This window comes from Pseudenterobacter timonensis (assembly GCF_900021175.1).
Taxonomy (GTDB): domain Bacteria; phylum Pseudomonadota; class Gammaproteobacteria; order Enterobacterales; family Enterobacteriaceae; genus Enterobacter; species Enterobacter timonensis.
In genome coordinates, this window is sequence record NZ_FCOP01000010.1 from 818,449 (window position 1) to 842,977 (window position 24,529).

At 54.9% G+C, this 24,529-nt stretch carries 26 protein-coding genes, 1 other RNA gene and 1 pseudogene; 19 read left to right on the forward strand and 9 right to left on the reverse strand.

Annotated elements, in window-relative coordinates; all coding sequences use genetic code 11:
- Positions 1 to 263 precede the first annotated feature (263 nt).
- The 9 genes and pseudogenes from BN3796_RS06245 to BN3796_RS20540 all read left to right on the forward strand — a co-directional run.
- Positions 264 to 725, forward strand: coding sequence for a DUF6130 family protein (locus BN3796_RS06245; protein ID WP_061707502.1), 462 nt, complete (start codon positions 264 to 266; stop codon positions 723 to 725).
- Entirely contained in the window at positions 709 to 1,737 is a 1,029-nt protein-coding gene (locus BN3796_RS06250; RefSeq protein WP_187374030.1) for an alpha/beta fold hydrolase, read from the forward strand. Before BN3796_RS06245 ends, BN3796_RS06250 begins: the two co-directional genes overlap by 17 nt.
- Before the next feature lie 73 nt (positions 1,738 to 1,810).
- Positions 1,811 to 2,551 (forward strand): response regulator, encoded by a 741-nt coding sequence (locus BN3796_RS06255; RefSeq protein ID WP_061707566.1) that lies wholly within the window; start codon positions 1,811 to 1,813, stop codon positions 2,549 to 2,551.
- Positions 2,548 to 3,855 carry an ATP-binding protein gene (locus BN3796_RS06260; protein ID WP_061707503.1) on the forward strand — a complete coding sequence of 436 codons (1,308 nt, stop codon included), beginning with the start codon at positions 2,548 to 2,550 and terminating at the stop codon, positions 3,853 to 3,855. Before BN3796_RS06255 ends, BN3796_RS06260 begins: the two co-directional genes overlap by 4 nt.
- A 136-nt stretch (positions 3,856 to 3,991) precedes the next feature.
- Positions 3,992 to 4,744, forward strand: coding sequence for an alpha/beta fold hydrolase (locus tag BN3796_RS06265; RefSeq protein ID WP_061707504.1), 753 nt, complete (start codon positions 3,992 to 3,994; stop codon positions 4,742 to 4,744).
- Between the two features lie 10 nt (positions 4,745 to 4,754).
- On the forward strand, positions 4,755 to 5,945 hold the full coding sequence (locus BN3796_RS06270; protein WP_061707505.1) for a cytochrome c biogenesis protein/redoxin: 1,191 nt from the start codon (positions 4,755 to 4,757) through the stop codon (positions 5,943 to 5,945).
- A 367-nt stretch (positions 5,946 to 6,312) separates the two neighbouring features.
- On the forward strand, positions 6,313 to 6,783 hold the full coding sequence (locus BN3796_RS20015) for an Rrf2 family transcriptional regulator (RefSeq protein ID WP_081430639.1): 471 nt from the start codon (positions 6,313 to 6,315) through the stop codon (positions 6,781 to 6,783).
- A complete protein-coding gene (locus BN3796_RS06275; protein WP_061707506.1) occupies positions 6,773 to 7,471 on the forward strand; it encodes a class I SAM-dependent methyltransferase in 699 nt (232 codons plus the stop codon). Before BN3796_RS20015 ends, BN3796_RS06275 begins: the two co-directional genes overlap by 11 nt.
- 214 nt (positions 7,472 to 7,685) lie before the next feature.
- Positions 7,686 to 8,792 (forward strand): annotated as a pseudogene (locus tag BN3796_RS20540) (IS3 family transposase); the annotation flags it as partial.
- Positions 8,793 to 9,015: 223 nt separating this feature from the next.
- Here the strand turns inward: BN3796_RS20540 and BN3796_RS06295 are convergent.
- From BN3796_RS06295 to smpB, 3 genes are all read right to left on the reverse strand, one after another.
- Entirely contained in the window at positions 9,016 to 10,221 is a 1,206-nt protein-coding gene (locus BN3796_RS06295) for a DUF4236 domain-containing protein (protein WP_061707509.1), read from the reverse strand.
- Positions 10,222 to 10,510: 289 nt separating this feature from the next.
- Positions 10,511 to 10,873, reverse strand: a transfer-messenger RNA (tmRNA) gene (ssrA, locus tag BN3796_RS06300).
- An 88-nt stretch (positions 10,874 to 10,961) separates the two neighbouring features.
- Positions 10,962 to 11,444: an SsrA-binding protein SmpB gene (gene smpB / locus BN3796_RS06305; RefSeq protein WP_061707510.1), complete on the reverse strand. Its 483-nt coding sequence runs from the start codon at positions 11,442 to 11,444 to the stop codon at positions 10,962 to 10,964.
- Between the two features lie 157 nt (positions 11,445 to 11,601).
- Here smpB and BN3796_RS06310 point away from each other — a divergent pair, with 157 nt between their 5' ends.
- Together BN3796_RS06310 and BN3796_RS06315 are read left to right on the forward strand one after the other, a co-directional pair.
- The gene (locus BN3796_RS06310) at positions 11,602 to 12,039 is read left to right on the forward strand and encodes a type II toxin-antitoxin system RatA family toxin (RefSeq protein WP_202906446.1); all 438 of its coding nucleotides are present in this window, start codon (positions 11,602 to 11,604) and stop codon (positions 12,037 to 12,039) included.
- A complete protein-coding gene (locus BN3796_RS06315) occupies positions 12,029 to 12,316 on the forward strand; it encodes an RnfH family protein (RefSeq protein ID WP_061707512.1) in 288 nt (95 codons plus the stop codon). The genes BN3796_RS06310 and BN3796_RS06315 overlap by 11 nt, the downstream gene beginning before the upstream one ends.
- 68 nt (positions 12,317 to 12,384) lie before the next feature.
- Here the strand turns inward: BN3796_RS06315 and bamE are convergent, their stop codons facing one another.
- The 3 genes from bamE to nadK all read right to left on the reverse strand — a co-directional run bounded on the left by bamE (position 12,385) and on the right by nadK (position 15,487).
- Positions 12,385 to 12,723: an outer membrane protein assembly factor BamE gene (bamE, locus tag BN3796_RS06320; protein ID WP_061707513.1), complete on the reverse strand. Its 339-nt coding sequence runs from the start codon at positions 12,721 to 12,723 to the stop codon at positions 12,385 to 12,387.
- A 138-nt stretch (positions 12,724 to 12,861) separates the two neighbouring features.
- Positions 12,862 to 14,523, reverse strand: coding sequence for a DNA repair protein RecN (gene recN, locus BN3796_RS06325; protein WP_061707514.1), 1,662 nt, complete (start codon positions 14,521 to 14,523; stop codon positions 12,862 to 12,864).
- 85 nt (positions 14,524 to 14,608) lie between these two features.
- Entirely contained in the window at positions 14,609 to 15,487 is an 879-nt protein-coding gene (gene nadK / locus BN3796_RS06330; RefSeq protein ID WP_061707515.1) for an NAD(+) kinase, read from the reverse strand.
- 123 nt (positions 15,488 to 15,610) lie between these two features.
- On the opposite strand from nadK, the gene grpE reads away from it, so the two are divergent.
- The gene (gene grpE / locus BN3796_RS06335; RefSeq protein ID WP_061707567.1) at positions 15,611 to 16,204 is read left to right on the forward strand and encodes a nucleotide exchange factor GrpE; all 594 of its coding nucleotides are present in this window, start codon (positions 15,611 to 15,613) and stop codon (positions 16,202 to 16,204) included.
- A gap of 54 nt (positions 16,205 to 16,258) precedes the next feature.
- Here the strand turns inward: grpE and BN3796_RS06340 are convergent, their stop codons facing one another.
- Positions 16,259 to 17,545 carry an HlyC/CorC family transporter gene (locus tag BN3796_RS06340; RefSeq protein ID WP_061707516.1) on the reverse strand — a complete coding sequence of 429 codons (1,287 nt, stop codon included), beginning with the start codon at positions 17,543 to 17,545 and terminating at the stop codon, positions 16,259 to 16,261.
- Positions 17,546 to 17,563: 18 nt separating this feature from the next.
- Complete coding sequence (locus BN3796_RS06345) at positions 17,564 to 18,355, reverse strand: cytochrome C assembly family protein (protein WP_061707568.1); 792 nt, start codon at positions 18,353 to 18,355, stop codon at positions 17,564 to 17,566.
- Between the two features lie 149 nt (positions 18,356 to 18,504).
- Here BN3796_RS06345 and ffh point away from each other — a divergent pair, with 149 nt between their 5' ends.
- The 7 genes from ffh (at position 18,505) to BN3796_RS06380 (ending at position 24,029) form a co-directional block, all read left to right on the forward strand.
- Positions 18,505 to 19,866, forward strand: coding sequence for a signal recognition particle protein (gene ffh, locus BN3796_RS06350; RefSeq protein ID WP_061707517.1), 1,362 nt, complete (start codon positions 18,505 to 18,507; stop codon positions 19,864 to 19,866).
- 248 nt (positions 19,867 to 20,114) lie between these two features.
- Positions 20,115 to 20,363 carry a 30S ribosomal protein S16 gene (gene rpsP / locus BN3796_RS06355; protein ID WP_061707518.1) on the forward strand — a complete coding sequence of 83 codons (249 nt, stop codon included), beginning with the start codon at positions 20,115 to 20,117 and terminating at the stop codon, positions 20,361 to 20,363.
- Positions 20,364 to 20,378: 15 nt separating this feature from the next.
- On the forward strand, positions 20,379 to 20,918 hold the full coding sequence (gene rimM / locus BN3796_RS06360; protein WP_061707519.1) for a ribosome maturation factor RimM: 540 nt from the start codon (positions 20,379 to 20,381) through the stop codon (positions 20,916 to 20,918).
- Positions 20,919 to 20,949: 31 nt separating this feature from the next.
- Positions 20,950 to 21,717 (forward strand): tRNA (guanosine(37)-N1)-methyltransferase TrmD, encoded by a 768-nt coding sequence (gene trmD, locus BN3796_RS06365; protein WP_061707520.1) that lies wholly within the window; start codon positions 20,950 to 20,952, stop codon positions 21,715 to 21,717.
- Between the two features lie 43 nt (positions 21,718 to 21,760).
- Complete coding sequence (gene rplS, locus BN3796_RS06370; RefSeq protein ID WP_002914145.1) at positions 21,761 to 22,108, forward strand: 50S ribosomal protein L19; 348 nt, start codon at positions 21,761 to 21,763, stop codon at positions 22,106 to 22,108.
- A 130-nt stretch (positions 22,109 to 22,238) separates the two neighbouring features.
- A complete protein-coding gene (locus BN3796_RS06375; protein ID WP_061707521.1) occupies positions 22,239 to 22,631 on the forward strand; it encodes a DUF2946 domain-containing protein in 393 nt (130 codons plus the stop codon).
- 33 nt (positions 22,632 to 22,664) lie between these two features.
- A complete protein-coding gene (locus BN3796_RS06380) occupies positions 22,665 to 24,029 on the forward strand; it encodes a PepSY-associated TM helix domain-containing protein (RefSeq protein WP_061707522.1) in 1,365 nt (454 codons plus the stop codon).
- Positions 24,030 to 24,032: 3 nt separating this feature from the next.
- Here the strand turns inward: BN3796_RS06380 and BN3796_RS06385 are convergent, their stop codons facing one another.
- Positions 24,033 to 24,515, reverse strand: a complete 483-nt coding sequence (locus BN3796_RS06385; protein WP_061707523.1) for an OmpA family protein — start codon at positions 24,513 to 24,515, stop codon at positions 24,033 to 24,035.
- Between the last annotated feature and the right edge of the window lie 14 nt (positions 24,516 to 24,529).

Here is a 24,529-nt window from a genome sequence, read left to right on the forward strand (position 1 = left end):
TTTTTCTACCTTCTGCCTGGGGCCAGAAGCGGACTTTCCCGTCATGAATAACTCTCGGGATAAAAGCCAGCAGCGCAACAGTCACAGGCTAACCGTGGCACTTTTCTTCTCGCGGCGTTGTGGATTTTCATTATTTTTGTATCGCAGTGTATCTCCCGGCTGGACAAATACACCCTGTTGCACAACCCGTCGTTTTTGCACATATCGCCTGTACATTGCCGTGTTCTTCTTTACGCATCAAACAACTGCGTGGAGATACCCCGATGTTAACCCGACTGCTGATTTCATCTTTGCTGATGGGCGCTTCTGCGACCTGTGCCTGGGCCGACAGGCTCGGTGACCTGAGTGCCGGCGATGTACTGGGCCCGGCTGCCGTCGCGCCGCTGGAAAATCCTCAGCCTCCGGCGAAATTGATTGTTGACGCGCCGCTGGCCGGCCCGTTGCGCAAGGGTGCGGTGTTTATTCAATACCGGGCCGAGAATCTACGCATCGAGCCGGTATTTGGCCCAGAGGCGCTGAAAATCACCCCGCGCATTGGGCATATTCACGTGATCGTTGATGACAATCCGTGGCACTGGGCAGACACGAGCGGTGAACCCGTCATTTTGGTCGGGCTACCCGCCGGCAAGCACAAGGTGACCATTATTCTTGCCGACCCTACCCATAAGCCGCTCGACAGCAAAACCGTCATCTTCACCGTACCCAAGCATGCTCAACACCACTGACAGATTAAGGAACACTGCTATTAACGCTTTCTTTTGTAAGTCACTGCTGGCCGCGCTGGCGCTGAGCGCCGGAACTTCAGCCTTCGCTGCCTCGACAGAAACCGACTATGCTGCTGAATTCAGCCATATTCATCAGGTCAAAGCCGGCGTGCTTAACGTGGGTTATGTGGATATTGGCCCCCGCGAGGGGCAGCCCATTATTCTGCTGCACGGCTGGCCCTATGATATCCAGAGTTATGCCGCCGTAGCACCGAAGCTGGCGGCCAAAGGCTATCGCGTGATCGTGCCCTGGCTTCGTGGCTACGGCAGCACGCGCTTTTTGTCAGACAGCACGCCGCGTAACGGTCAGCCTTCCGCCATGGCGGCTGATGTGGTGGCGCTGATGGATGCGCTTAATATCAGACAGGCTGTCTTAGGCGGATTTGACTGGGGCGCACGTACGGCTGATATCGTCGCCGCGCTCTGGCCAGAACGTGTGAAATCTCTGGTGTCCGTCAGCGGCTACCTGATAAGCAGCCAGGCGCTGGGCAAAAAACCGCTGCCACCGAAGGCAGAACTGCAGTGGTGGTATCAGTTCTATTTTGCCACCGAGCGTGGCCGGGAGGGCTATGCGCAAAACACGCATGATTTTGCCCGCCTGATCTGGCAGCAGGCTTCACCAGGCTGGAAGTTCAGCGAGGCGACTTTTAATCAGTCCGTGAAAGCGCTGGATAACCCGGATCAGGTGGCTATCACAATCAGCAATTATCGCTGGCGTATGGGTCTGGAAAAAGGCGAGCAAAAGTATGATGCTTATGAGAAAAGGTTAGCGACCCTGCCGGTTATTAGCGTCCCCACGATCACCATAGAGGGCGATAACAACGGTGCGCCTCATCCCGCACCGGAAGCATACCGGGCAAAATTCAGCGGGAAATATGAACACCGGACCTTCACCGGGAATATCGGACACAATCCGCCTGCTGAAGATCCGGACGAATTTGTCAAAGCCATCACTGATGCCGCTGTCATGTAACGGCACCTTTATTCACGAGACCGGCTCTCTCGAGCCGGTCTGTTTGCGTATGTCGCAGAAGAAGGAGGATGTTTTGGAGCATACCGATCACATTCTTGTCGTTGACGATGACCGTGATATACGCGATCTGATCACCGGTTACCTGGAAAAGTCCGGCTACCGCGCGACCGGCGCCGCTAACGGGCGTGAGATGCGTGCGGTGCTGACGTCACAGCATATCGATTTAGTCGTGCTGGATATCATGATGCCGGGGGATGACGGTCTGACGCTGTGTCGCCAGTTGCGCAGCGACACGCAACGTAATCTGCCGGTGCTGATGCTGACCGCGCGCAGCGAGGACACTGATCGTATCCTCGGCCTGGAGATGGGCGCGGATGATTATCTGATTAAGCCTTTTGTGGCGCGCGAGTTGCTGGCGCGCATCAAAGCGATTCTCCGGCGCACCCGGGCGCTGCCGCCGAATCTGCAAATTACGGAAGCTGGCCGTCTGATTGCGTTTGGCGAATGGCAACTTGATACCTCTGCGCGTCATCTGATTGACAGCAGTGGCGTAATCGTGGCGTTGAGTGGCGCCGAGTATCGTCTGCTGCGTGTATTTCTCGACCATCCTCAGCGCGTGCTCAACCGGGATCAGCTACTGAACCTGACTCAGGGGCGCGATGCCGAGCTGTTCGAACGCTCTATCGATTTGCTTGTCAGCCGTCTGCGTCAGCGGCTGCGTGAAGATGCACGCGAGCCGGCTTACATTAAAACGGTACGCAGTGAAGGTTATGTCCTGGCCGCGCCGGTTGTGATTAAAGAGGCATATGAATGACACTTTGGCCACGCTCACTGCTGTCGCGCCTGCTGATTATTGTTCTTGGCGGGCTGCTGCTGGCAAATGCCTCCACGCTGGTCAGCCTGATGATAGAACGAATGAGCAGCGCCAAAATTGTCATGCTGGGTAATCTTGAATATGATGTGGCGACCAGCGTGGCCATTCTGGATCGTTTGCCCGCGGCGGAGCGTCCTCAGTGGCTGGCGAAGCTGGCGCGCGGCAACTACCGATATCAGCTGTCGCCCGGTGAGCCCGGGCCTTATCCCAGCAGCTGGCGAGCGCGCGACGCGGTGCGTTCCTTACAGGAAACGCTTGGCGGACGTTACCAGATGAGCATCCACGCTATTCCCGGGCCGCGCGAGCATATTCAGGTACATCTGACGCTTCATGATGGCGCGCCGCTGACGCTTGATCTCTGGCCGCGCATGCCGGCCATCGCGCGCTGGCTGCCGCTGGTGCTGACGGGTCAACTGCTGCTGCTGCTTTTCTGCGCCTGGCTGGCCGTACGCCAGGTTGTGCGCCCTTTTATGCGCTTCACGCAGGCGGTGGATGCGCTGAAGCCGGCAGCCAGCACGCAGATGATGGCAGAGAACGGTCCGGCTGAAGTGCAGCAGGCGGCACGCGCGTTTAACGCCATGCAGACCCGTATTCAGGATCACCTGAAAGAGCGCGCGCAGATTCTGGCAGCCATTTCTCACGACCTGCAAACCCCGATTACCCGCATGAAGCTGCGCGTGGAGATGGCAGAACAGCCGGAGCTGCGCGACAAGCTGCTGAGCGATCTCGACAATATGAGCCAGCTTGTGCGCGAGGGCATCGCTTATGCGCGCTCTTCTGACGTACGAGAGGAGAAAAGTCAGAACGTCAGCCTGAATGCCTTTCTCGACAGCGTTGCTTGCGACTATCAGGATGTCGGCAAAGCGGTAACGTTTGTGCCTTGCAGCGGACAGGATACCTTTGCCGTCCGGCCGCAGGCACTGCACCGCATCATGACAAACCTTATTGACAATGCCCTGAAGTTTGGCAGCGAAGCGGAAATTAAGCTCTGCGCACCCCATGAGGGCAGCGTCACGATTCACGTTCTGGATAACGGGCCTGGCATACCCGAAGAAGAGCTGAAGGCGGTGCTAGAGCCTTTTTACCGCGTGGAAAGTTCGCGCAACCGCCACACCGGCGGAACCGGCCTGGGACTGGCGATTGCCACCCAACTGGTCGGCCAGATGTCCGGCACGCTGCGCCTGAGCAACCGTCCAGAAGGCGGACTTGATGCGTGCGTCACGCTGCGACAAACCGATTTGTAGCCTTTTGTATCCTCCGGTCGGGTAAACATATAAGCCAACAAAACCGGCAATAGCAGAAACAGGCTGAACACATGCGGTGGGTTTAATGAAGGCACTGCCAGCAGGCAGACATTCATCCACCGTTATGAGGTTTACTATGAAAGCAATTGCCAGTTTTTTCTCTGTGGGCCTGCTGGCCCTCTCTGCCTCGCAGTTCGCCTGCGCCGGCGAAACCCACTCTGTCGTGCTTGTGCACGGCGCCTTTGCCGACGGCAGCAGCTGGGATCGTGTAATTCCACAGCTTCAGGCCAAAAACTATGAGGTAATAGCCGTACAGTTGCCGCTGACCTCCCTGCAGGATGATGTCGCCGCTACGCAGCGTGCGATAGCACGGGCGAAGGGGGATGTTGTGCTGGCTGGACATTCATGGGGCGGTACCGTTATTACCGAAGCCGGCAATGATAAAAAGGTCAAAGCACTGGTCTATGTCGCCGCTTTCGCGCCGGACAAAGGTCAGACTACCGCCGGTCTGGCCGACAGTTATCCGGCGCCTCCGGGCAGCGCGAGTCTGGCAAAAACCGCTGACGGCTATCTCTATCTGCCGCCGAAGGCGCTGGCCCATAACTTTGCGCCGGATGTGCCTGCCGCACAGCAAAAGCGCATGGCAGTCACCCAGGGGCCAATTCGCGCCGCCGCTTTTGGTGACAAAGTGACGCAGGCGGCCTGGGCGCAGAAGCCTAGCTGGTATCTGGTCAGCACCCAGGACCGCATGATCAACCCCGATCTGGAGCGCGCCATGGCGCACAAAATCCACGCACAGACGCGCGAGGTGGCATCCAGCCACGTCTCGATGGTAAGTCATCCGAGCGATGTGGCGCGCATTATCACTGCAGCCGTACAGGCAAAGTAAGGAGCTGACTATGTCACTGTTTATTGCTTTTCTGGCCGGTATGCTGACGCTGCTCAGTCCCTGCACCCTGCCGGTCATTCCGTTTATATTCGCCAGCGTGCGCGGGCGTAAAGGGCAACTGCTGGCGCTGCTGAGCGGTATGGTCATTATGTTCACCTCTGTGGCGTTGCTGGCGGCGGTGGCGAGCCAGTGGGTTATTCGCATTACCGCCGCAGGACGCTGGATTGCTCTGCTGTTTCTGACCCTGACGGCGCTGACGCTGCTCTCTTCGCGCCTGGCGCAGTTTATTACCCGGCCATTCGTCGCGATGGGTAACCAGCTGAACAGCGCCAGCAACCGTAACAGCGGCCTGCTTGCGGCCCTTCTGGCAGGACTGGCAACCGGCTTGCTCTGGTCGCCGTGCGCAGGTCCGGTACTGGGCGCCATTCTCAGTCTGGCCGTCGTGGCAAAAAACCCGGTATCGGTCAGCCTGCTGCTTGCCGCCTACGGCAGCGGCGCGGCCGTCATGCTGGGGCTGATCTGGTTCGCCGGACGCAGCCTGGTCACGCGGCTTCGCCCCGGACTGGCCTTCACGACGCGTCTGCGTCAGGGAGCCGGCGCGCTGATGCTGGCCTCGGTTGTGCTGATCGGCAGCGGTTCTGTGAGCCTGCTGCAAAGCGCGCCAGCCTTTGCGCAGAATCTTGAGCAGCATATGAGTCAGTGGATGGCAAAACCGGAACCGGCTGTCCGCCTTAAACCCGTGGTGATGCCGCAGACCAGCAGCGCTCTGCCTTCTCTGGACGGCGGGACAGCATGGCTGAACGGCTCGCCGCTCACGCCTGAGAAGCTGAAAGGTAAAGTGGTTCTGGTGGATTTCTGGACCTATGACTGTATCAACTGTCAGCACACGTTACCTCACGTTCGCGACTGGGCGAATAAATATCAGGCCCAGGGGCTGGTGGTGATCGGCGTACACACGCCAGAATATCCCTGGGAGCGCGATAAGAAAGCCGTGAGTCGCGCCATCAGACAGTGGCAGCTGCCTTTTCCCGTTGTGGCAGATAATGATTACGTTATCTGGAACCGCTTTGGTAATCAGTATTGGCCTGCGCACTATCTTTTCGATGCGCACGGTCAGCTGCGCTATACCGCCTTTGGCGAAGGAAACTATGCAGAACAGGAGAAGGTTATTAAGCAACTGCTGAAGGAGGCCCGGGCGTAGCGGCGAGCATTCCGAACGGATCGGACCGGCGCTTCACTCTCTATGTTTAAGGTCGCCATAAACGGCGACCTTTTTTATTCATTGATTATGAAGATATGTTGTTAGCAGAAAGGCGTTTTTCAGCCAGTCAGGCCAGCGTCACGGCCCGGGGTTGAGGGAAGGCGGTAAACCCCCACCATTAGCAGTATCTCCCCCATATCCGCCTGTGCCATTGAACCAGACGCAAATGAAAGAAGCGGTAGGTAAGTGTTTAACAAAACGATTTTTGCTCATCCTGAAGCGCTCGCTGCTGCTTAGTTACTCATTAATACCCGGATTAAAACGGCTGTGTTTGTAAAATAAACTCCTTTGTAATATTGTAAGTTACATGAAAAGAGACAGTAAATTTTCCGGCATTCTGCACGTACTCCTGCATATGGCTGCAAACCCAGAGCCAGTCACCTCAGATGTGCTATCACACATTATGCAAACCAATCCAGTTGTTATCCGGAGGACACTGGCGGGTTTGCGTAAAAAAGGCTACGTCAGCTCAGAGAAAGGCTCAGGTGGCGGATGGAAACTGACTGCTGAACTTTCGCAGATCAATTTAGCCGGAATATGGCATGCGATTGGAGAGTCGCCATTGATAGCCCTGAATCACCGGACAGAATCACCGGGTTGCAGGGTTGAAACTGCGGTCAACTGTTTGATTACTGACGTTTGCGAAGAAGTACAGGCGTTAATTCTATCCCGTCTGGAAAACATCACGCTTGAACAACTTGTCGACAATCTTCAGCTGCTTAGCGCTGAGCGTTTTATCTGCCCCACCTTAAATAAGGAACGACCCGATGGCGAATAATACGAATGACATCTTTAACCAGGAATTCTCCAGACGTTATGACGAATATAACGAGCCTCTGAATGCTGTATCCAACAATCTGCGTTTCCTGATTTCAGTTCTGCTTCGGCACCTTCCTGTGAATGCTCGAATACTGTGTGTGGGGGTAGGGACCGGTACTGAAATAAGCAGCCTGGCTCGTCAACATTCTGGATGGTCTTTTACCGGCATTGATCCTTCACCTGATATGCTGGCCGTCTGCGCAGAGAAAATGCATCAGGAAGGGTGTTATGATCGATGCACCTTGATTGAAGGCTATCTGTCAGATGTCCCGGCCACCGGGCATTTCGACGCTGTGCTTTGCCTGCTGGTAACGCACTTTATTCAGGATCACCGTCGGCTCGATATTTACGAGCAAATGTATGCACAGTTGGTTACTGGCGGCAGTATGATCGTGGCTGAAATTGCAGGCGATATGGATTCCAGTGACTTTGACGAAATGCTGGCCTCCTGGGCAGGTTTGCACTCCGTCGCCAGCAATATTGAACGTGATCCTGAAGAGATCCGCAGCCAGATGATCGAACGCCTGCTTCTGCTGCCCCCGGCACAAACGGAACGGCTTATATCAGAAGCTGGATTCAGCTCTGTGCAACAGTTTTTCCAGTCGCTGTTAATTCGTGGATGGGTTGCAAGAAAGCCTGTTTCCTGAAACAGGAGTAACCCTGAACAGGATGTAAATTGAAGACATGACCAAATGCTCAGCCCTATAGTCCTACGGTCGCTCTGAGCCCTTTTTTCCCAACATTGACAGTTGCACCGGGTACACCGATGCTTGCACTTACTCTGTAAGTATCCCGCATAATCGTGCCATTCACATTTAGAGATCCTCCGGCATAATCAATCTGCCAACAAAGGAGATCGCTATGCGTAAAGCCCGTTTTACTGAGCATCAGATCATCGCCGTGATTAAGTCGGTTGAAGCCGGACGAACGGTTAAGGATGTCTGCCGGGAGGCCGGTATCTCTGAAGCGACTTACTACAACTGGAAGTCTAAATACGGCGGTATGGAAGCTTCTGATATTAAAAAGCTCAAGGAGCTTGAGGACGAGAACCGACGCCTCAAACAAATGTTTGCCGACCTGAGCCTTGAGAACCGGGCGCTGAAAGACGTTATCGAAAAAAGCTTTAAAACCAGCCTTTAAGCGTGAGCTGGTCACTCATCTGATAACGGCATTCGGACTCTGTATCCGTCAGGCCTGTCGGAGTTTCAATCTGAGCAGAACGGTTTATCATTACCGTCCGGATACCACGCGTGATGAACCCGTTATTACCGCATTGCAGGCGGCAGCTGAACGATACCCACGATACGGTTTTCCAAAACTTTTCCAGGTTCTGCGGCGGCAGGGATACGCGTGGAATCACAAAAGGATCCATCGTATTTATTGTTTGCTGAAGCTGAATTTTCGCCGTAAGGGTAAACAACGGCTGCCGGTGCGTAATCCCTCGCCACTGGCCACACCGGAAGCGCTGAACCAGAGTTGGTCTGTCGATTTTATGCATGATGCCCTGGTCTGTGGCCGTCGTTTTCGCACGTTCAATGTCGTTGATGACTTTAACCGTGAGGCGTTGTCGATTGAAATAGATCTGAATCTGCCAGCTCCGCGAGTGGTCCGTGTGCTCGACAGGATCGCGGCAAATCGCGGCTATCCGCTCATGCTACGCATGGATAATGGACCGGAATTTATCTCGCTGGCACTGGCTGAATGGGCAGAGAAACATGCAGTAAAGCTGGAGTTTATCCAGCCGGGTAAGCCGACACAGAACGCTTTTATTGAGCGTTTTAACAGGACATATCGCACAGAAATACTCGATTTTTATCTGTTCAGAACGCTGAATGAAGTGCGGGAAATCACGGAAAGATGGGTGTCAGAATATAACTGTGAACGCCCTCATGAATCACTGAACAATATGACGCCGGAGGAATATCGGCAACACAATCATTTGGCCGGGATCTCAAAAATGCCTGGAACTAAAACGGGTCTATTTACAGTAAGTCTTACAAACGGATCGGTGGCAATAAGCTTGTTGTGCCTGATTTTTTTGACGGTATTTTTCCCCGATTTTTCCCCAGTGATTCCCCGTACAGAAAATAGACATAAAAAAACCAGCCGTAAGAGGCTGGTTTTAAAGTGTTTTTGGTCGGGACGAGAGGATTTGAACCTCCGACCCCCGACACCCCATGTCAGCTATAAGTTAGGCCATTCCCAACGCTTCGGATTCTGTGAGTGAGGTCTGATACTGCTTTACTGCATCAGTAAAGGCTTGCGCTGCATCTGCATTTGATACCATATATTCTTCAGTCACCCCTGTTTGAGAATGGAAGGTAATATTGCCATAAACGCAAATAGGGATTTGGTAGTTGTCTTTAAATCGGCGGTCTGGCGAGCCATTCTTATTCGTTTTCGCCCATGTATACCCATCTATGCGTGAATCACTGGGAACACCTTCTTCCTCATGGAATCTTCGATATTCTGAACTGATTTGTAACTCGCGTAAATCAATCAGAGCGAACGCCCCATCAGCTCGTGGTATGACTGCAACTCCTGGATAAAGCAAAATATCGTCGCCATTCACATTTTCAAACCGCATCGCACGCCCTGTAAATTGAATGAGATCTGTTGAACAGAAATCAAAGGTAACTGGGTGACGATTAACAGACCGGGTTGCCAATGTTCTTTCGACGAACTGGTCTGTAGCTTTATCTGCAGTAATATCCCATTTTTTAACACTTGATTTTAACATATCGAATGCACGGACCATTGCTGCATATGCGCGTTGCGAAGTATCACTGCTCTCGAATGTTATGGCTACTTTTGTGTTGTCTTCCCAGGATACTAGGCGAGATATCTCAGCTTGCGTTAGGGGGAGCTCTGTCTCAAGTTCTGCGATGCGCCGTTTGTAAAACCAACGGAAAAGACTTGATTTGCGACGAACCAGCTCGTTCTTTTGTTTTGATTCTTCAGCAAGAGCCTCTTGTAGATCCGCTTTTATCTCTGCCCTTTGTTCTCGTGCTTTAGCAATCAAATCTCGTAAAGGTAAAAGGGAGGAACTTGTCAGGACTTCTACCGAAGCGCTGGAAATTTCATTCATGCCAGCCATGGGCATATATATTTTAGCGTTCGATGGTGTGTTACTTGGGGATGTCTCCGGCACTCCAAAATGAGGTTCTGTGGAGGACGGATTTAATGGATTAGTAACTGAGTGCCCATAATCATAGGGCACGGTAGGTGTAGTATAAGATAAGCCTGTACCCGGTAGTCCTACGGTCGCTCTGAGCCCTTTTTTCCCAACATTGGCAGTTGCACCGGGTACACCGATGCTTGCACTTACTCCACGCTTACCAATGTTGAGCCTAACGCCAGGAAACAAAGTAAAGGTTTGTCTGAAACGAAGAGACATAAAGTTATCCCTATGTAGTGTTGTGCACCAAAGTTCGAAATGTTTTTATATGAACATTGAGCTGATACAAAAGCCCTTCCTTAGCTCATCTTCATACCGGCATGATACAGAGGTTTGCTTGTCGGTGAAGTAAAACAAAAAAGCCCGCATAAGCGGGCTTTTTTGTCACTCGGGAGCCGCGGCTCCTTTGCGTATCCTTTTTTGTCTCCTCACCGTCTGGTCGGTGTCCTGCCGAGACTGCTAACTTCCTGTTATTGCTAGTGATGTCCTATCACTGTCCAATCATGATTGGTGGAGCTGGCGGGAGTTGAACCCGCGTCCGAAATTCCTACATCCTCGGTACTACATGCTTAGTCCATCTTTACATTCGCCTGCCAGCTGCGGAGGGACACGCCACTAACAGACTAGCCTGATTAGATTTAACGCTTCAACCCCAGGCAGGGCATCCACGCGATCTCTTTTGGGTTTGACCTCTCTTTGATCCCCGTCTTAAGAGCGGAAGCTAGGGAGAGAGGGCTCAGAGCAGGTTATTAAGCTGCTAAAGCGTAGTTTTCGTCGTTTGCGACTATTTTTTGCGGCTTTTTACGAGGCCAACCGCCCCTCGGCATGCACCTTGGGTTTCGCAAATCCCGTCGAATCCAGAATCAGCCCCAAAAGTGTTACGTTAAGTATACCAGATTTTTAAGCTCCGTTACCAGCCCGGAAGCTTAACTTATTGAATCGTACAATAAGCAGCCGGTTTAACGTCCTGCATTTTTCATGATGCGCGCTTTATCGAGCTGCCACTCGCGCTCTTTGAGATCGGAACGTTTGTCGTGCTGTTTTTTACCTTTCGCAACGCCAATTTTGACTTTGCACCAGGCGTTTTTCCAGTAGAGCGACAGCGCGACGACGGTGTAACCTTCGCGGTTGATGCGCCCGTAGAGGGAGTCCAGCTCGCGCTGGTTCAGCAGCAGCTTACGGGTGCGCGTCGGGTCGCAGACGTAGTGCGTAGAGGCCACGGTCAGGGGCGTGAAGTTCGCGCCAAACAGAAACGCTTCGCCATCTTTCAGGATCACGTAGCTGTCGCCGATGTTGGCTTTGCCGGCGCGTAGTGATTTGACTTCCCAGCCCTGCAGCGCAAGGCCAGCTTCAAATTCTTCTTCAATAAAATATTCATGGCGGGCGCGCTTGTTGAGCGCAATGGTTGCCGAGCCAGGTTTATGTGCTTTTTTCTTCGTCATATGTGTCGTAAAGCCATCGGTAATCTGAGATCGAAAAAGTCACCTCATTGCGTCCTGTGAGGTCTAACGCGCTATCTTAGCACGAGATAAGCCTTAGCGTTTTTTTAACAGGTGATAAATGCTATTATTTGTCCGTTGTGTGACCATGGAAAATGCTATGCCTCAGATTAGTCGTACTGCGCTTGTCCCTTACAGCGTGGAGCAGATGTACCAGTTAGTGAACGACGTTAAATCCTATCCGCAGTTTCTGCCGGGCTGCACCGGTAGCCGGGTACTGGAGTCGGGCCCGAATCAGATGACGGCAGCGGTAGACGTTTCAAAAGCGGGGATCAGCAAAACGTTCACGACGCGTAATACGCTGACGAATAACCAGAGCATCATGATGCATCTGGTCGACGGGCCGTTCAAAAAGCTGATGGGCGCCTGGAAATTTACGCCGCTGAGCGCCGACGCCTGTCGTATTGAGTTCAATCTGGATTTTGAGTTTACCAACAAGCTGATTGAACTCGCGTTCGGGGGGATTTTTCGCGAACTGGCTTCCAACATGGTGCAGGCGTTTACCAAACGTGCCAAAGAGGTTTACCGTGCCGGCTAAGATCGCGGTTGAAGTGGCGTATGCGCTGCCCGAAAAGCAGTACCTGTTACGGGTCTCGCTGGAGGAGGGGGCAACGGTTGAAGAGGCTATTCGCGCCTCCGGGCTGCTTGAGCTGCGTCGGGATATCGATCTGGCAGCGAATAAAGTGGGTATCTACAGCCGACCGGTTAAACTGGCTGACCGGGTGAAAGAGGGTGACCGCGTTGAGATTTATCGTCCGCTGATTGCCGATCCTAAAGAGCTGCGCCGTCAGCGCGCGGAGAAAACGGCGAAATAGACAGGTTTGCCAGAGCAGACCAATAAAAAAAGGTGCCTGAGGCACCTTTTTGTTTTTCCAGACCGCGACTACTTAGTGAGCGCCGGTTTGTTGTCGATGTTGGTCAGTACGCCGCTGCTGTTGAAGGTCAGCGTGAGGGTCTGCTGCGTCACGCTTTCATGCCCTGGCTGCTGGCGGAACACGTAGAACCAGGTGTTGGTGCCAAACGGGTCGGACATCATTGGGGTCCCCAGAGCATAAGCGACCTGCTGTTGTGTCATGCCGACACGAATTTTGGAAACATCGTTAGGTGCAAGATAGTTCCCCTGGTTGATATCAGGACGGTAAACCACTTTTTCCAGAGTGGAACAGCCTGCGGTCAACATCAGAAGAACCGCTGCGGCAGCGGTCAGCGTTTTACAGCGCATAGTGATTTGATTCCTTTTCGGGCCCGAGCAATACGCGGCTCATATGTAATATGCCGATGATAATAGACCTTGTCTCACTTTGAAACCGGTCTGACGGCGTTTTTATTGTTCTGTATGACTCTGAGATCCCGAAAAAGTTTAGGCTGCCAGCAGTTCTTTGGCGTTCGCCAGGGTGTTGCGGGTCACTTCGCTGCCGCCCAGCAGACGCGCCAGTTCCTGCAGGCGCGCCTTTTTATCCAGCGGCTGCATGTGCGTTTCGGTCATCTCTCCGTCGGTCTCTTTGCAGACGTAGAAGTGATGATGACCGCACCCGGCTACCTGCGGCAGGTGGGTAACACACATCACCTGGGTGGACTCGCCGAGTTGACGCAGCAGTTTGCCCACTACCGCCGCAGTCGGGCCGCTGATGCCGACATCCACTTCATCGAAAATCAGCGCCGGGGTCTCCATTTTACGTGCGGTAATTACCTGAATTGCCAGCGCAATGCGCGACAGCTCGCCGCCAGAAGCCACCTTTGAAATCGCCTGTAGCGGCTGCCCCGGGTTAGTGGTGACGCGGAACTCGACGCGATCGGCCCCCTCGGCGGTGAGGTGGTTTTCTTCAAATTTCACCTCAATGGTGAAAAGACCGTGTGGCATCGACAGGGCGTGGATGCTGTCGGTGATCTGCTGACTCAGCTCAAGCGCGTGGCGCTGGCGAATATCGTGCAGCTGCCTGGCGGTGGCCAGCGCCTGCTGATGATGCACCTTCACCGCCAGCGAGAGGGTTTCCAGCGAATCGGCCTGATCGTCAAGCTGCTGCTGCTCGTCCAGCAGCGACTGGTGGAAGTTCGGCAGCTCCTCGGGCGCAACGTGGTGTTTACGCGCCAGTGAAATCTGGCGGGAGAGACGCTGTTCCAGTTCAAAGAGACGATTCGGGTCAAGATCGAGACGCTCGCAGTAGAGGCGCAGCTCGTCACCCGCTTCGGAGATCTGAATCGCCGCTTCTTCGAGCATATCCAGTACGCTGGAGAGTTTGCTGTCCAGCCCCACCAGCTCCGTCACCTGCTGGCGCACCGTATAGAGCTGGCTTTGCAGATTGATGTCTTCCCCGTCGGCGAGCAGGTGCAGCGCCTGCTGGCTGGTGGAGAGCAGATGCCCGCTGTTGGCGAGACGCTTGTACTCTTCATCGATCTGCTCAAACTCACCCGGCTGCGGGTTAAATTCATTGAGCTCTTTAAGCTGGTAGGCCAGAAGTTCAGCGCGTGCGGCGCGCTCCTGGCTTTGCTGCTGGTGAAGGGCGAGCTCGCGGCAGCTACGGTGCCACTGGCGATAGTGCGCCGCCATCTGCTGGGTAAGCGCTTGCTCACCTGCATAGCCGTCGAGCAGAGCCTTCTGGTGTTCGGGTTTGATCAGCTGCTGGTGGGCGTGCTGGCCATGGATCTGGATTAACAGCTGACCCAGCTCGCGAAGCTGTGAGAGCGGCACGGCGGTACCGTTGATAAAGCCGCGGGAACGCCCGTCGCTGCTAATGACGCGGCGCAGCAGGCATTCGCGCCCCTCTTCGAGCTGGTTGCTCTCCAGCCAGCGCTGCGCGGCAGGGGTATCTTTCAGGGAGAAGCGGGCGCAGAGGTCGGCGCGGCTGGCGCCATTGCGCACCATATCGGCCTCGGCGCGCCCGCCCAGGCACAAGCCGAGCGCATCAATGGCAATCGATTTTCCCGCACCGGTTTCACCGGTGATGGCCGTCATACCGCTCTGAAAATCGATCTCAAGTTCGCGAACAATGGCAAAGTTGCTGATGGTCAGTTGTGCCAGCATAATTGTTTTCCTGTATGAAAAACCATGACTGTGTTTTCGTACAGTATAAACGGGATTTTTATACAGTAAAGTACTGGACAGAAAATCAGAACAATTTTTTTGACCAGCCGAGCTTCGAGCTTAATGTGTTGAAATAGCTGTAGTCTTTTGGATGAATTAAATTCAGATGATAATCACACCGGCGAATGAGCACATCTTCGCCCTCCTGGATAGGCAAGGCGATCTGGCTGTCGCAGCTAATCTCCAGATCGCTGCGTCGGTGGGAGAAGCGCAGGCGAATGGTGCTGCTACCGTTTATCACCAGCGGGCGCGCAGAGAGCGTGTGCGGGAACATCGGCACCAGGGTAATCGCGTCCAGCGAGGGGGTGAGAATCGGGCCGCCGGCGGAGAGCGAGTAGGCGGTGGAGCCGGTCGGCGTGGAGATAATTAATCCATCCGAGCGCTGGGAGAAGGCGAAGATCTCGTCGATGTAGACTTCGAACTCAATCATATGCGCTACTTTGCCCGGGTGAAGCACCACTTCGTTGATCGCGGTGCTGATGCGCTTCTGGCAATCCTGCTGGCAGACCTGCGCTTCCAGTAAGAAGCGTTTCTCGCTGATGTAGTGACCTTCCAGCACGTCGGCAAGCTGCTGCTGGGCGTTATCCGGGTCGAGATCGGTCAAAAAGCCGAGGTTGCCGCGGTTAATGCCGATGACTTTGATATCGTAACGCGCCAGCGTGCGGGCGGCGCCCAGCATATTGCCATCACCGCCGACCACGACCGCCAGATCGGCCTGCTGGCCTATCTCCGCCAGAGTGCCGGTCCTGACGTTTCTCAGCTGCAGCTCCTGGGCGATTTGCTGCTCGACTATCACCTCATAGCCTTTGGCGCACAGCCAGCGATACAGCATTTCATGTGTCGTCAGCGCGGTAGGATGACGTGGATGGCCGACAATCCCAATACACTTGAAATGATTATTCATTTTCTGGTGGTCCTTGTGCCGAGTGAATGATGACAAAGTGGTCCTGTTCCCTTGAAACCCGGAAACTGATCCCCATAATAAGCGAAGTTAGCGAGATGAATGCAGAAAAACGCGGAGAAATTCATGAGTAGTAAAGAACAGAAAACGCCTGAGGGGCAAGCCCCGGAAGAAATTATCATGGAACAGCACGACGAGGTTGAAGCGACTGAGCCGGAAACCTCTGCTGAGCAGGTGGATCCGCGCGATGAAAAAATTGCGAGTCTGGAAGCTCAGTTAGCGGAAGCGCAGACGCGCGAGCGCGACAGCGTGCTGCGTATCAAAGCGGAGATGGAGAACCTGCGCCGTCGCACCGAGCAGGACGTTGAGAAAGCGCACAAGTTCGCGCTGGAAAAATTTGTCAACGAACTGCTGCCGGTTATCGATAGCCTGGATCGCGCGCTTGAAGTTGCGGATAAAGCGAACCCGGATATGGCGGCAATGGTGGAAGGGATCGAACTGACCCTGAAATCGATGCTGGATGTGGTGCGCAAGTTCGGTGTGGAAGTGGTTGCCGATACTAACGTGGCGCTGGACCCTAACGTGCATCAGGCGATTGCGATGGTTGAGTCTGAAGATGTCGCGGCCGGTAACGTGCTGGCGGTGATGCAGAAGGGCTATACCCTCAACGGTCGTACTATTCGCGCAGCGATGGTAACTGTCGCTAAAGCGAAGGCGTAATCTGCCCTCCGTAGTGCCGGGTAGCGGCTTTCGCCTTACCCGGCCTATACGATGTTACTCCGCGACACTCTCCCGCAGCGGCTTCACCGGAATCACCTTCACCTGCTTAATCATATTGTCCTGCACGTCGAGGATATCAATATCATACTGCTCGATGCGCACCCGCGTGCCTGCCGCCGGGATCTCCTCCAGCGCTTCCAGGATCATCCCGTTAATGGTGCGCGCTTCCTCTTCCGGCAGATGCCAGTTGAAAGCTTTGTTCAGTTCACGGACGTTGGCGCTGCCGTCGATTAAGACGGAGCCATCGTTTTGCGGCGTCACCTCTTCGGCAAGCGACGGCGACATGGAGGTGGTAAAGTCACCCACAATCTCTTCGAGAATATCTTCTACCGTGACCAGCCCCTGTATATCGCCATACTCATCCACCACCAGGCCAACCTTCTTCTTATTACGCTGGAACTTCACCAGCTGCGTACTGAGCGGCGTACCTTCGGGGATGTAATAGATCTCGTCGGCGGCGCGTAGCATCACCTCTTTGGTGAACTCTTTTTTCTCGGTCATCAGACGGTAGGCTTCACGCACGCGCAGCATGCTGATGGTGTCATCCAGCGAGTCGCGATAAAGCACGATGCGGCCATGCGGCGAGTGGGTAAGCTGGCGGACAATCGCCTTCCAGTCATCGTTGATATCGATCCCGACGATTTCGTTGCGCGGCACCATGATGTCGTCAACGCTAATCTTTTCCAGATCGAGCACCGACAGCAGCATATCCTGATTGCGGCGGGAGATTTGCGAACGCGACTCGTTGACGATGGTACGCAGCTCATCTTTGCTGAGCGCGCTGCTGATGGTGACATCGGCCCGAATGCCGACCATGCGCATCAGAACGCGGGTGACCATATTCAGCAGCCAGACCAGCGGCATCATCACCACCAGCAGCGGCGCCAGCAGGAAGCTGCTGGGGTAGGCCACTTTTTCCGGATAGAGCGCGGCGATAGTTTTCGGCAGCACCTCGGCAAAGACCAGCACCACAAAGGTCAGCACGCCGGTCGCAATGGCGACGCCCGCGTTGCCGTAGAGGCGCATCCCGACGATGGTGCCGAGCGCGGAGGCGAGAATGTTAACCAGGTTATTGCCAATCAGCACCAGGCTAATCAAACGATCCGGCTTGCGGAGCAGCTTTTCAACGCGACGGGCGGCACGGTTACCCTGCTTGGCAAGGTGGCGCAACCGGTAGCGGTTCAGCGTCATCATGCCGGTTTCCGAGCCGGAGAAATAGGCGGAGATAGCCACCATCACGATCAGCGTTATGATCAGCGTGGTGGTAGAGATGTGTTCCAGGGGGAACTCCTTTGTTACTTAGCCAGCGAATTGCTGAATGACGCGGCTGCCGAAATAAGCAAGCGTGAGGATACCGGCACCCGCAACGTTAAACCAGACCACGCGGCGCCCGCGCCAGCCTTCATGATAATGCCCCCACAACAGCACAATATAGACAAACCACGCGACGATGGAGAGCACCGCTTTGTCGATATTTTCCATGCTGAAGAGATTTTGCATATAAAACAGGCCGGTGCAGAGCGTCAGGGTCAGCAGAACCACCCCGACCTGGGTGATGTGAAACATCTTGCGCTCAATAACCATCAGCGGCGGCATCTCATGGTTAAACGCCAGCTTTTTATTTTTGAGCTGGTAGTCAATCCAGGCGAGCTGCATGGCGTAAAGCGCGGCGATAATCAGCGTGGCGTAGGAGAAGAGCGACAGGCCGATATGCACCAGCACCCCCGGCGTTGCCTCCAGGTGAGTAATAAACTCGTTGGGCATAAAGGTGGCCAGCGCCAGGTTGATCAGTGCGAAGGCGTAAACGATCGGCAGCAGCAGCCAGCCGCGATTTTTCGAGGCGACGATGGTCATCACCGTACAGATCATCAGGCTCACCAGCGAGCCGACGTTCAGCACGCTCAGGTTTTGTACGCTACCGTCGCCAGGAATGATGCGTGATTCCAGCGCGAAGGCGTGACTCACCAGCGCAATGACCGCCGACAAAATAGCCATGCGCCGCCAGCCGCTGTTTTTTTGCAACAGGCCGGGAATGATCAGCGCAAGGCTGACAGAGTAGGCAACAAGGGCGATCAGGGCAAAAACAGGCATATAGGCGTCGACAGTTGTCTTGAGAATAAAGAGAAGCAGTATAACGTTACGCGACGCCTGCTCCAACCGTTGCTTCATGTTATACTGCGGCAAAGTTCTGTTTGTGTGTCGCTGTGACGACCCAACGTTTCCACCTCAGGCGAGAGACAATGTTTGATAATTTAACCGATCGTTTGTCGCGCACGCTGCGCAATATCAGCGGCCGTGGACGCCTCACCGAAGAAAATATTAAAGAAACGCTGCGCGAAGTGCGCATGGCGCTGCTGGAAGCCGACGTCGCGCTGCCGGTGGTGCGTGAATTTATCAACCGCGTGAAAGAGAAGGCGGTTGGTCATGAAGTTAACAAGAGCCTGACCCCGGGGCAGGAGTTCGTCAAGATTGTCCGCAACGAGCTGGTTGCGGCGATGGGCGAAGAGAACCAGAGCCTGAACCTGGCCGCCCAGCCGCCAGCCGTCGTGTTGATGGCGGGCCTGCAGGGTGCCGGTAAAACCACAAGCGTGGGTAAGCTTGGTAAGTTCCTGCGCGAGAAGCACAAGAAAAAGGTGCTGGTGGTTTCGGCGGACGTTTATCGCCCGGCGGCGATCAAACAGCTGGAAACGCTGGCCGAGCAGGTTGGCGTCGATTTCTTCCCCTCCGATGTGGCGCAGAAGCCGGTCGACATCGTTAACGCGGCGCTGAAAGAGGCGAAGCTGAAGTTCTACGACGTGCTGCTGGTGGATACCGCCGGTCGTCTGCACGTTGACGAAGCGATGATGGACGAGATCAAACAGGTCCACGCTTCCATTAACCCGGTAGAGACCCTGTTCGTGGTTGACGCCATGACCGGTCAGGATGCGGCGAATACCGCGAAGGCGTTTAACGAAGCGCTGCCGCTCACCGGCGTGGTGCTGACCAAGGTCGACGGCGACGCCCGCGGCGGTGCGGCGCTCTCCATTCGTCATATCACCGGCAAGCCGATCAAATTCCTTGGCGTCGGCGAGAAAACCGACGCGCTGGAGCCGTTCCACCCGGATCGTATCGCGTCGCGTATCCTCGGCATGGGCGACGTGCTGTCGCTTATCGAAGATATCGAAAGCAAGGTCGACCGCGCGCAGGCTGAGAAGCTGGCTAACAAGCTGAAAAAAGGCGACGGCTTCGATTTAACCGATTTCCTTGAACAGCTTCGCCAGATGAAAAACATGGGCGGCATGGCGAGCCTGATGGGCAAGCTGCCGGGCATGGGGCAGATTCCTGATAACGTGAAATCGCAAATGGATGACAAGGTGCTGGTGCGTATGGAGGCGATCATCAACTCGATGACGCTGAAAGAGCGTGCGAAGCCCGAAATCATCAAAGGTTCGCGTAAACGCCGTATCGCAGCCGGTTGCGGCATGCAGGTACAGGACGTTAACCGCCTTCTGAAACAGTTCGACGACATGCAGCGCATGATGAAGAAGATGAAGAAGGGCGGGATGGCGAAGATGATGCGGAACATGAAAGGGATGATGCCCCCGGGATTCCCTGGCCGCTAATCGGCCTGGCTTGTTTGCCATTTCGACACCGGGGTGTGCTCGCCATCCTTACGTACTGCGTGTACGCTCCGGTGGCTGCGCGCACGCCGGCACCGAACTGACTGCACCGGCGATGGCCTTTTATAGCAGACTTCTCAACTGCTGATTGCATTTTCCCCAGAAATCAGTAAAATTTTCGGGCTTTTAATATGACACCGGGCTCCGTTCCTCGATGGGGCCCGGTTGTTTTATTCACACAAGAGGATGTTATGGTAACTATTCGTTTAGCACGTCACGGCGCTAAAAAGCGTCCGTTCTACCAGGTTGTTGTGACTGACAGCCGTAATGCACGCAACGGTCGTTTCATCGAGCGCGTTGGTTTCTTCAACCCGATCGCTTCTGGTAACGAAGAAGAAACGCGTCTGGATCTGGACCGTATCGCTCACTGGGTTGGCCAGGGCGCTACCGTTTCCGATCGCGTTGCTACGCTGATCAAAGCAGCAAACAAAGCAGCTTAATCTGTCACGGTGGTCATGATGAGCAATAAAGCACCTGTTGAACCGATCGTATTGGGCAAAATGGGTTCTTGCTACGGTATCCGTGGTTGGCTCAGAGTGTTCTCCTCCACCGAAGACGCTGAAAGCATTTTTGATTACCAACCCTGGTTTATCCAACGGGGCGGTAAGTGGGAAGAGGTCGAGCTGGAAAGCTGGCGTCACCACAATCAGGACCTGATCATCAAGCTGAAAGGCGTTGACGATCGTGATGCCGCGAATTTACTCACCAATTGCGAAATTGTCGTGGATTCGTCGCAGCTGCCGGCGCTTGAAGAGGGCGACTACTACTGGAAAGACCTGATGGGCTGCCAGGTGGTCACCACTGAAGGCTACGATCTCGGTAAAGTCATCGACATGATGGAAACCGGATCGAATGACGTTCTCGTCATTAAGGCAAACCTGAAAGATGCGTTTGGCATCAAGGAGCGGCTGGTTCCGTTCCTCGATGGGCAGGTTATCAAGAAAGTCGATCTCACTACTCAAACGATTGAAGTAGATTGGGATCCTGGTTTTTAAATTCTCCGGATAAACGGTAAAAGACGGCGCTATGTGGATTGGCATAATTAGCCTGTTTCCTGAAATGTTCCGCGCGATTACCGATTACGGGGTAACTGGCCGGGCAGTCAAAAATGGCCTGCTGAACATCCAGAGCTGGAGTCCGCGCGACTTCGCTCATGACCGGCACCGTACCGTGGACGATCGTCCTTACGGCGGCGGACCGGGGATGTTAATGATGGTGCAACCCTTGCGGGACGCCATTCATACAGCAAAAGCCGCGGCAGGTGAAGGCGCGAAGGTGATTTATCTGTCACCTCAGGGACGCAAGCTTGATCAAGCGGGCGTGAGCGAACTGGCGACGAATCAAAAGCTGATTCTGGTCTGTGGTCGCTACGAAGGGATAGATGAGCGCGTAATTCAGACCGAGATCGACGAAGAGTGGTCTATCGGCGATTACGTTCTCAGCGGGGGAGAATTACCAGCGATGACGCTGATTGACTCCGTCGCCCGGTTTATTCCGGGTGTACTGGGCCATGAAGCTTCGGCAACAGAGGACTCTTTTGCCGATGGGTTGCTGGACTGCCCGCACTATACCCGTCCTGAAGTGTTAGAAGGGATGGAAGTACCGGCAGTGTTACTGTCCGGAAACCATGCCGAGATACGTCGCTGGCGCCTGAAACAGTCGCTGGGCCGAACCTGGCTTAGAAGACCTGAACTTCTGGAAAACCTGGCTCTGACTGAAGAGCAAGCAAGGTTGCTGGCGGAGTTCAAACAGGAACACGCACAACAGCAACATAAACATGATGGGCATGCGTAATACGCGCCCGAATATCAGTTTACCCAGGATAAGAGATTAAATTATGAGCAACATTATTAAGCAACTTGAACAAGAGCAGATGAAGCAGGACGTACCTTCCTTCCGTCCGGGTGACACCGTGGAAGTGAAAGTATGGGTTGTTGAAGGTTCCAAAAAACGTCTGCAGGCATTCGAGGGCGTGGTTATCGCTATTCGTAACCGCGGTCTGCACTCTGCATTCACTGTTCGCAAAATTTCCAACGGCGAAGGCGTTGAGCGTGTCTTCCAGACTCACTCTCCGGTTGTTGACAGCATTGCTGTTAAACGTCGTGGTGCTGTACGTAAAGCTAAACTGTACTACCTGCGTGAGCGTACCGGTAAGTCTGCTCGTATCAAAGAGCGTCTTAACTAAGATCCGCTTAAGCAACATCCTGTTAAAAAGGGCTGGCCGCAAGGCTGGCCCTTTTTTATGGCCTGACGCTTCTCGCCTTAACTTCTTCGCTATAAATCATTTACAATGCTGTTTCTCAAACGGAGGGTAAGTGATTAATCCACTGCATCAGAGATTATGGAAACGCGCAGCGGCCTGGGCCGCCTTGTTCGCGATCCTGCTGATCGTGGTGGCACCACTGATTTCTGTTTCACTACAGAAAGATCCCATGAGCGGCATGCACCACGAGATGAGCGGCATGTCGATGAGCGAACATCATAGCGATCCCGTCTCCTTACCAGCCGATCATGCTGAAGCGTGCGGTTACTGTGTGCTGCTGGCCCACGTGCCCGGCCTTATGCTGGCTCTCACTCTGGTATTTTACGCGCTGCTTCAGCGGCTGCGTATCAGGCCGCCGCGCAGGATCGCTGGCGTCTGGCGTTTCTCCCCCTGGCTTTTACCCACACCCCGCGCACCGCCGGTCCCGTCTGCTTTTCTCCAGTAAAAATAACTCACTTTTTGCGCCATAAGGAAAAGTATGACGACCTGCACTCCGCGCGCGGCATGGGTAAACCTGCTGCGTCGCCTCCATTTCTATATCGGGTTGTTTGTCGGCCCGTTTATCTTCTTTGCCGCGCTGACCGGCACGCTCTATGTCGCCACGCCGCAGCTGGAAAATGCGCTCTATCACCATGCGCTCTATAGCGATGCGGCGGGCGAGCCTGCAACGCTTGCCGAACAAATTGCCGCTGCGCAACATGCGCTTGATACGCCGCTCGATCTTCTGGCCGTGCGCCCGGGGTTGATTAACGGGGAAACGACGCGTGTCATGTTTGCTGATCCGCGGCTCGGCGAGTCAGAATCCCGCGCCATTTTTATCGATCCGGTTAGCCTTGAGGTACGTGGCGACATGACGGTATATGGCACCAGCGGCATCCTGCCGCTGCGGCAGACAATTGACTATCTGCACCGTTCGCTGATGCTGGGCGACACAGGACGGCTCTACAGCGAGCTGGCCGCCTCCTGGATGTGGATCGCCGCACTGGGCGGCATTGCGCTGTGGTTTTTTACCCGTCCAAAGCGCCGTATCCATAACCGCTTTCAGAACCGGCGTCGGCTGCATGTCCTGCTGGGCTGGCTGCTGCTGGGGGGCATGTTGCTCTTCTCCGCCACCGGGCTGACCTGGTCAAAATGGGCCGGAGGCAACGTGGATAAGCTGCGCACGCAGATGAACTGGCTGACGCCGCAGGTGAATACCAGCCTGCGGGGGGAGAGGCTGGCTGTCGATCCGCATGCGGAACATCACGGACACCACGCGGGCATGATGATGCCGCAGACAGGCGATCTGGCGTTATTCGACCGGACGCTGCAGGCGGCGCGCGGGGCGGGGATAGAAGCCCAAAGGCTGGAGATCCGCCCGGCAAGAATGGCCGATCGCGCCTGGACGGTCTCGGAGATCGATCGCCGCTGGCCGACCCAGGTTGACGCGGTGGCGATTGATCCCGGGAGCCTGCGCGTGGTCGACAAAACGCGCTTCGACGATTTCCCGCTGATGGCAAAGCTCACCCGCTGGGGAGTGGATTTCCATATGGGCGTTCTCTTTGGGCTGGCAAACCAGCTGGCGCTCATCGCTTTTGGCGCGGCGCTCTGCGTGCTGATCCTCTGGGGATACCGGATGTGGTGGATGCGTCGTCCTGCGCGCGGCGCGGGCAACCCGGTAGTCACGCTTTGTCAGTGCTGGCGGGCCTTACCCCTTAGCGGGCGCGGCGTTACGCTTGTCGTCAGTCTGCTGGTCGGGGTGATGTTACCGGTTATGGGCGTCACTCTGGCCCTGTTCATTGGTGTGGACTGGCTGCGCTGGCGGGGGCAGTCTGCGCTGTCACCCGCCGGAACGCTGAAATAGGCTTCAGGGCGTGCTGATGACCACCGCGACCCGGCGGTTTTCAGCGCGTCCTTTTGCGGTACCGTTACTGGCGACAGGATACTTTTTCCCCAGTCCGCGGGTAGTCAGGTTACTGCGGGGAATATTAGCCCCTTTCGCCCATGCGTCGGCGACGACGCTGGCGCGTTTCAGGGAGAGGGATTCGTTATAGCTCTCCTCACCGTAATTGTCCGTGTGGCCATCCATCCGCGCATGCGTCAGGCCGGTGGCGGCCAGGCGTGCGGCCATTGTCGCAATTTGTTGTTCGCTCTCCGGGCGAAGCTGGTATTCGTTTTTACCAAACAGAATGGTGTCGGAAAGGCCCAGAGACCAGTCGCCGTCGGCTTCGCTAAATCCGCTGGCGCGCATCGCCGCGATCTGCTCTGGGGTAAATTTTCCCTGTGGGGCCTGGCAACCCGTCAGTATGGCGGTTGCGATGATAACCGGTGCAAGGTAGCGCGTTAACATAGCCTTTTTCCTTT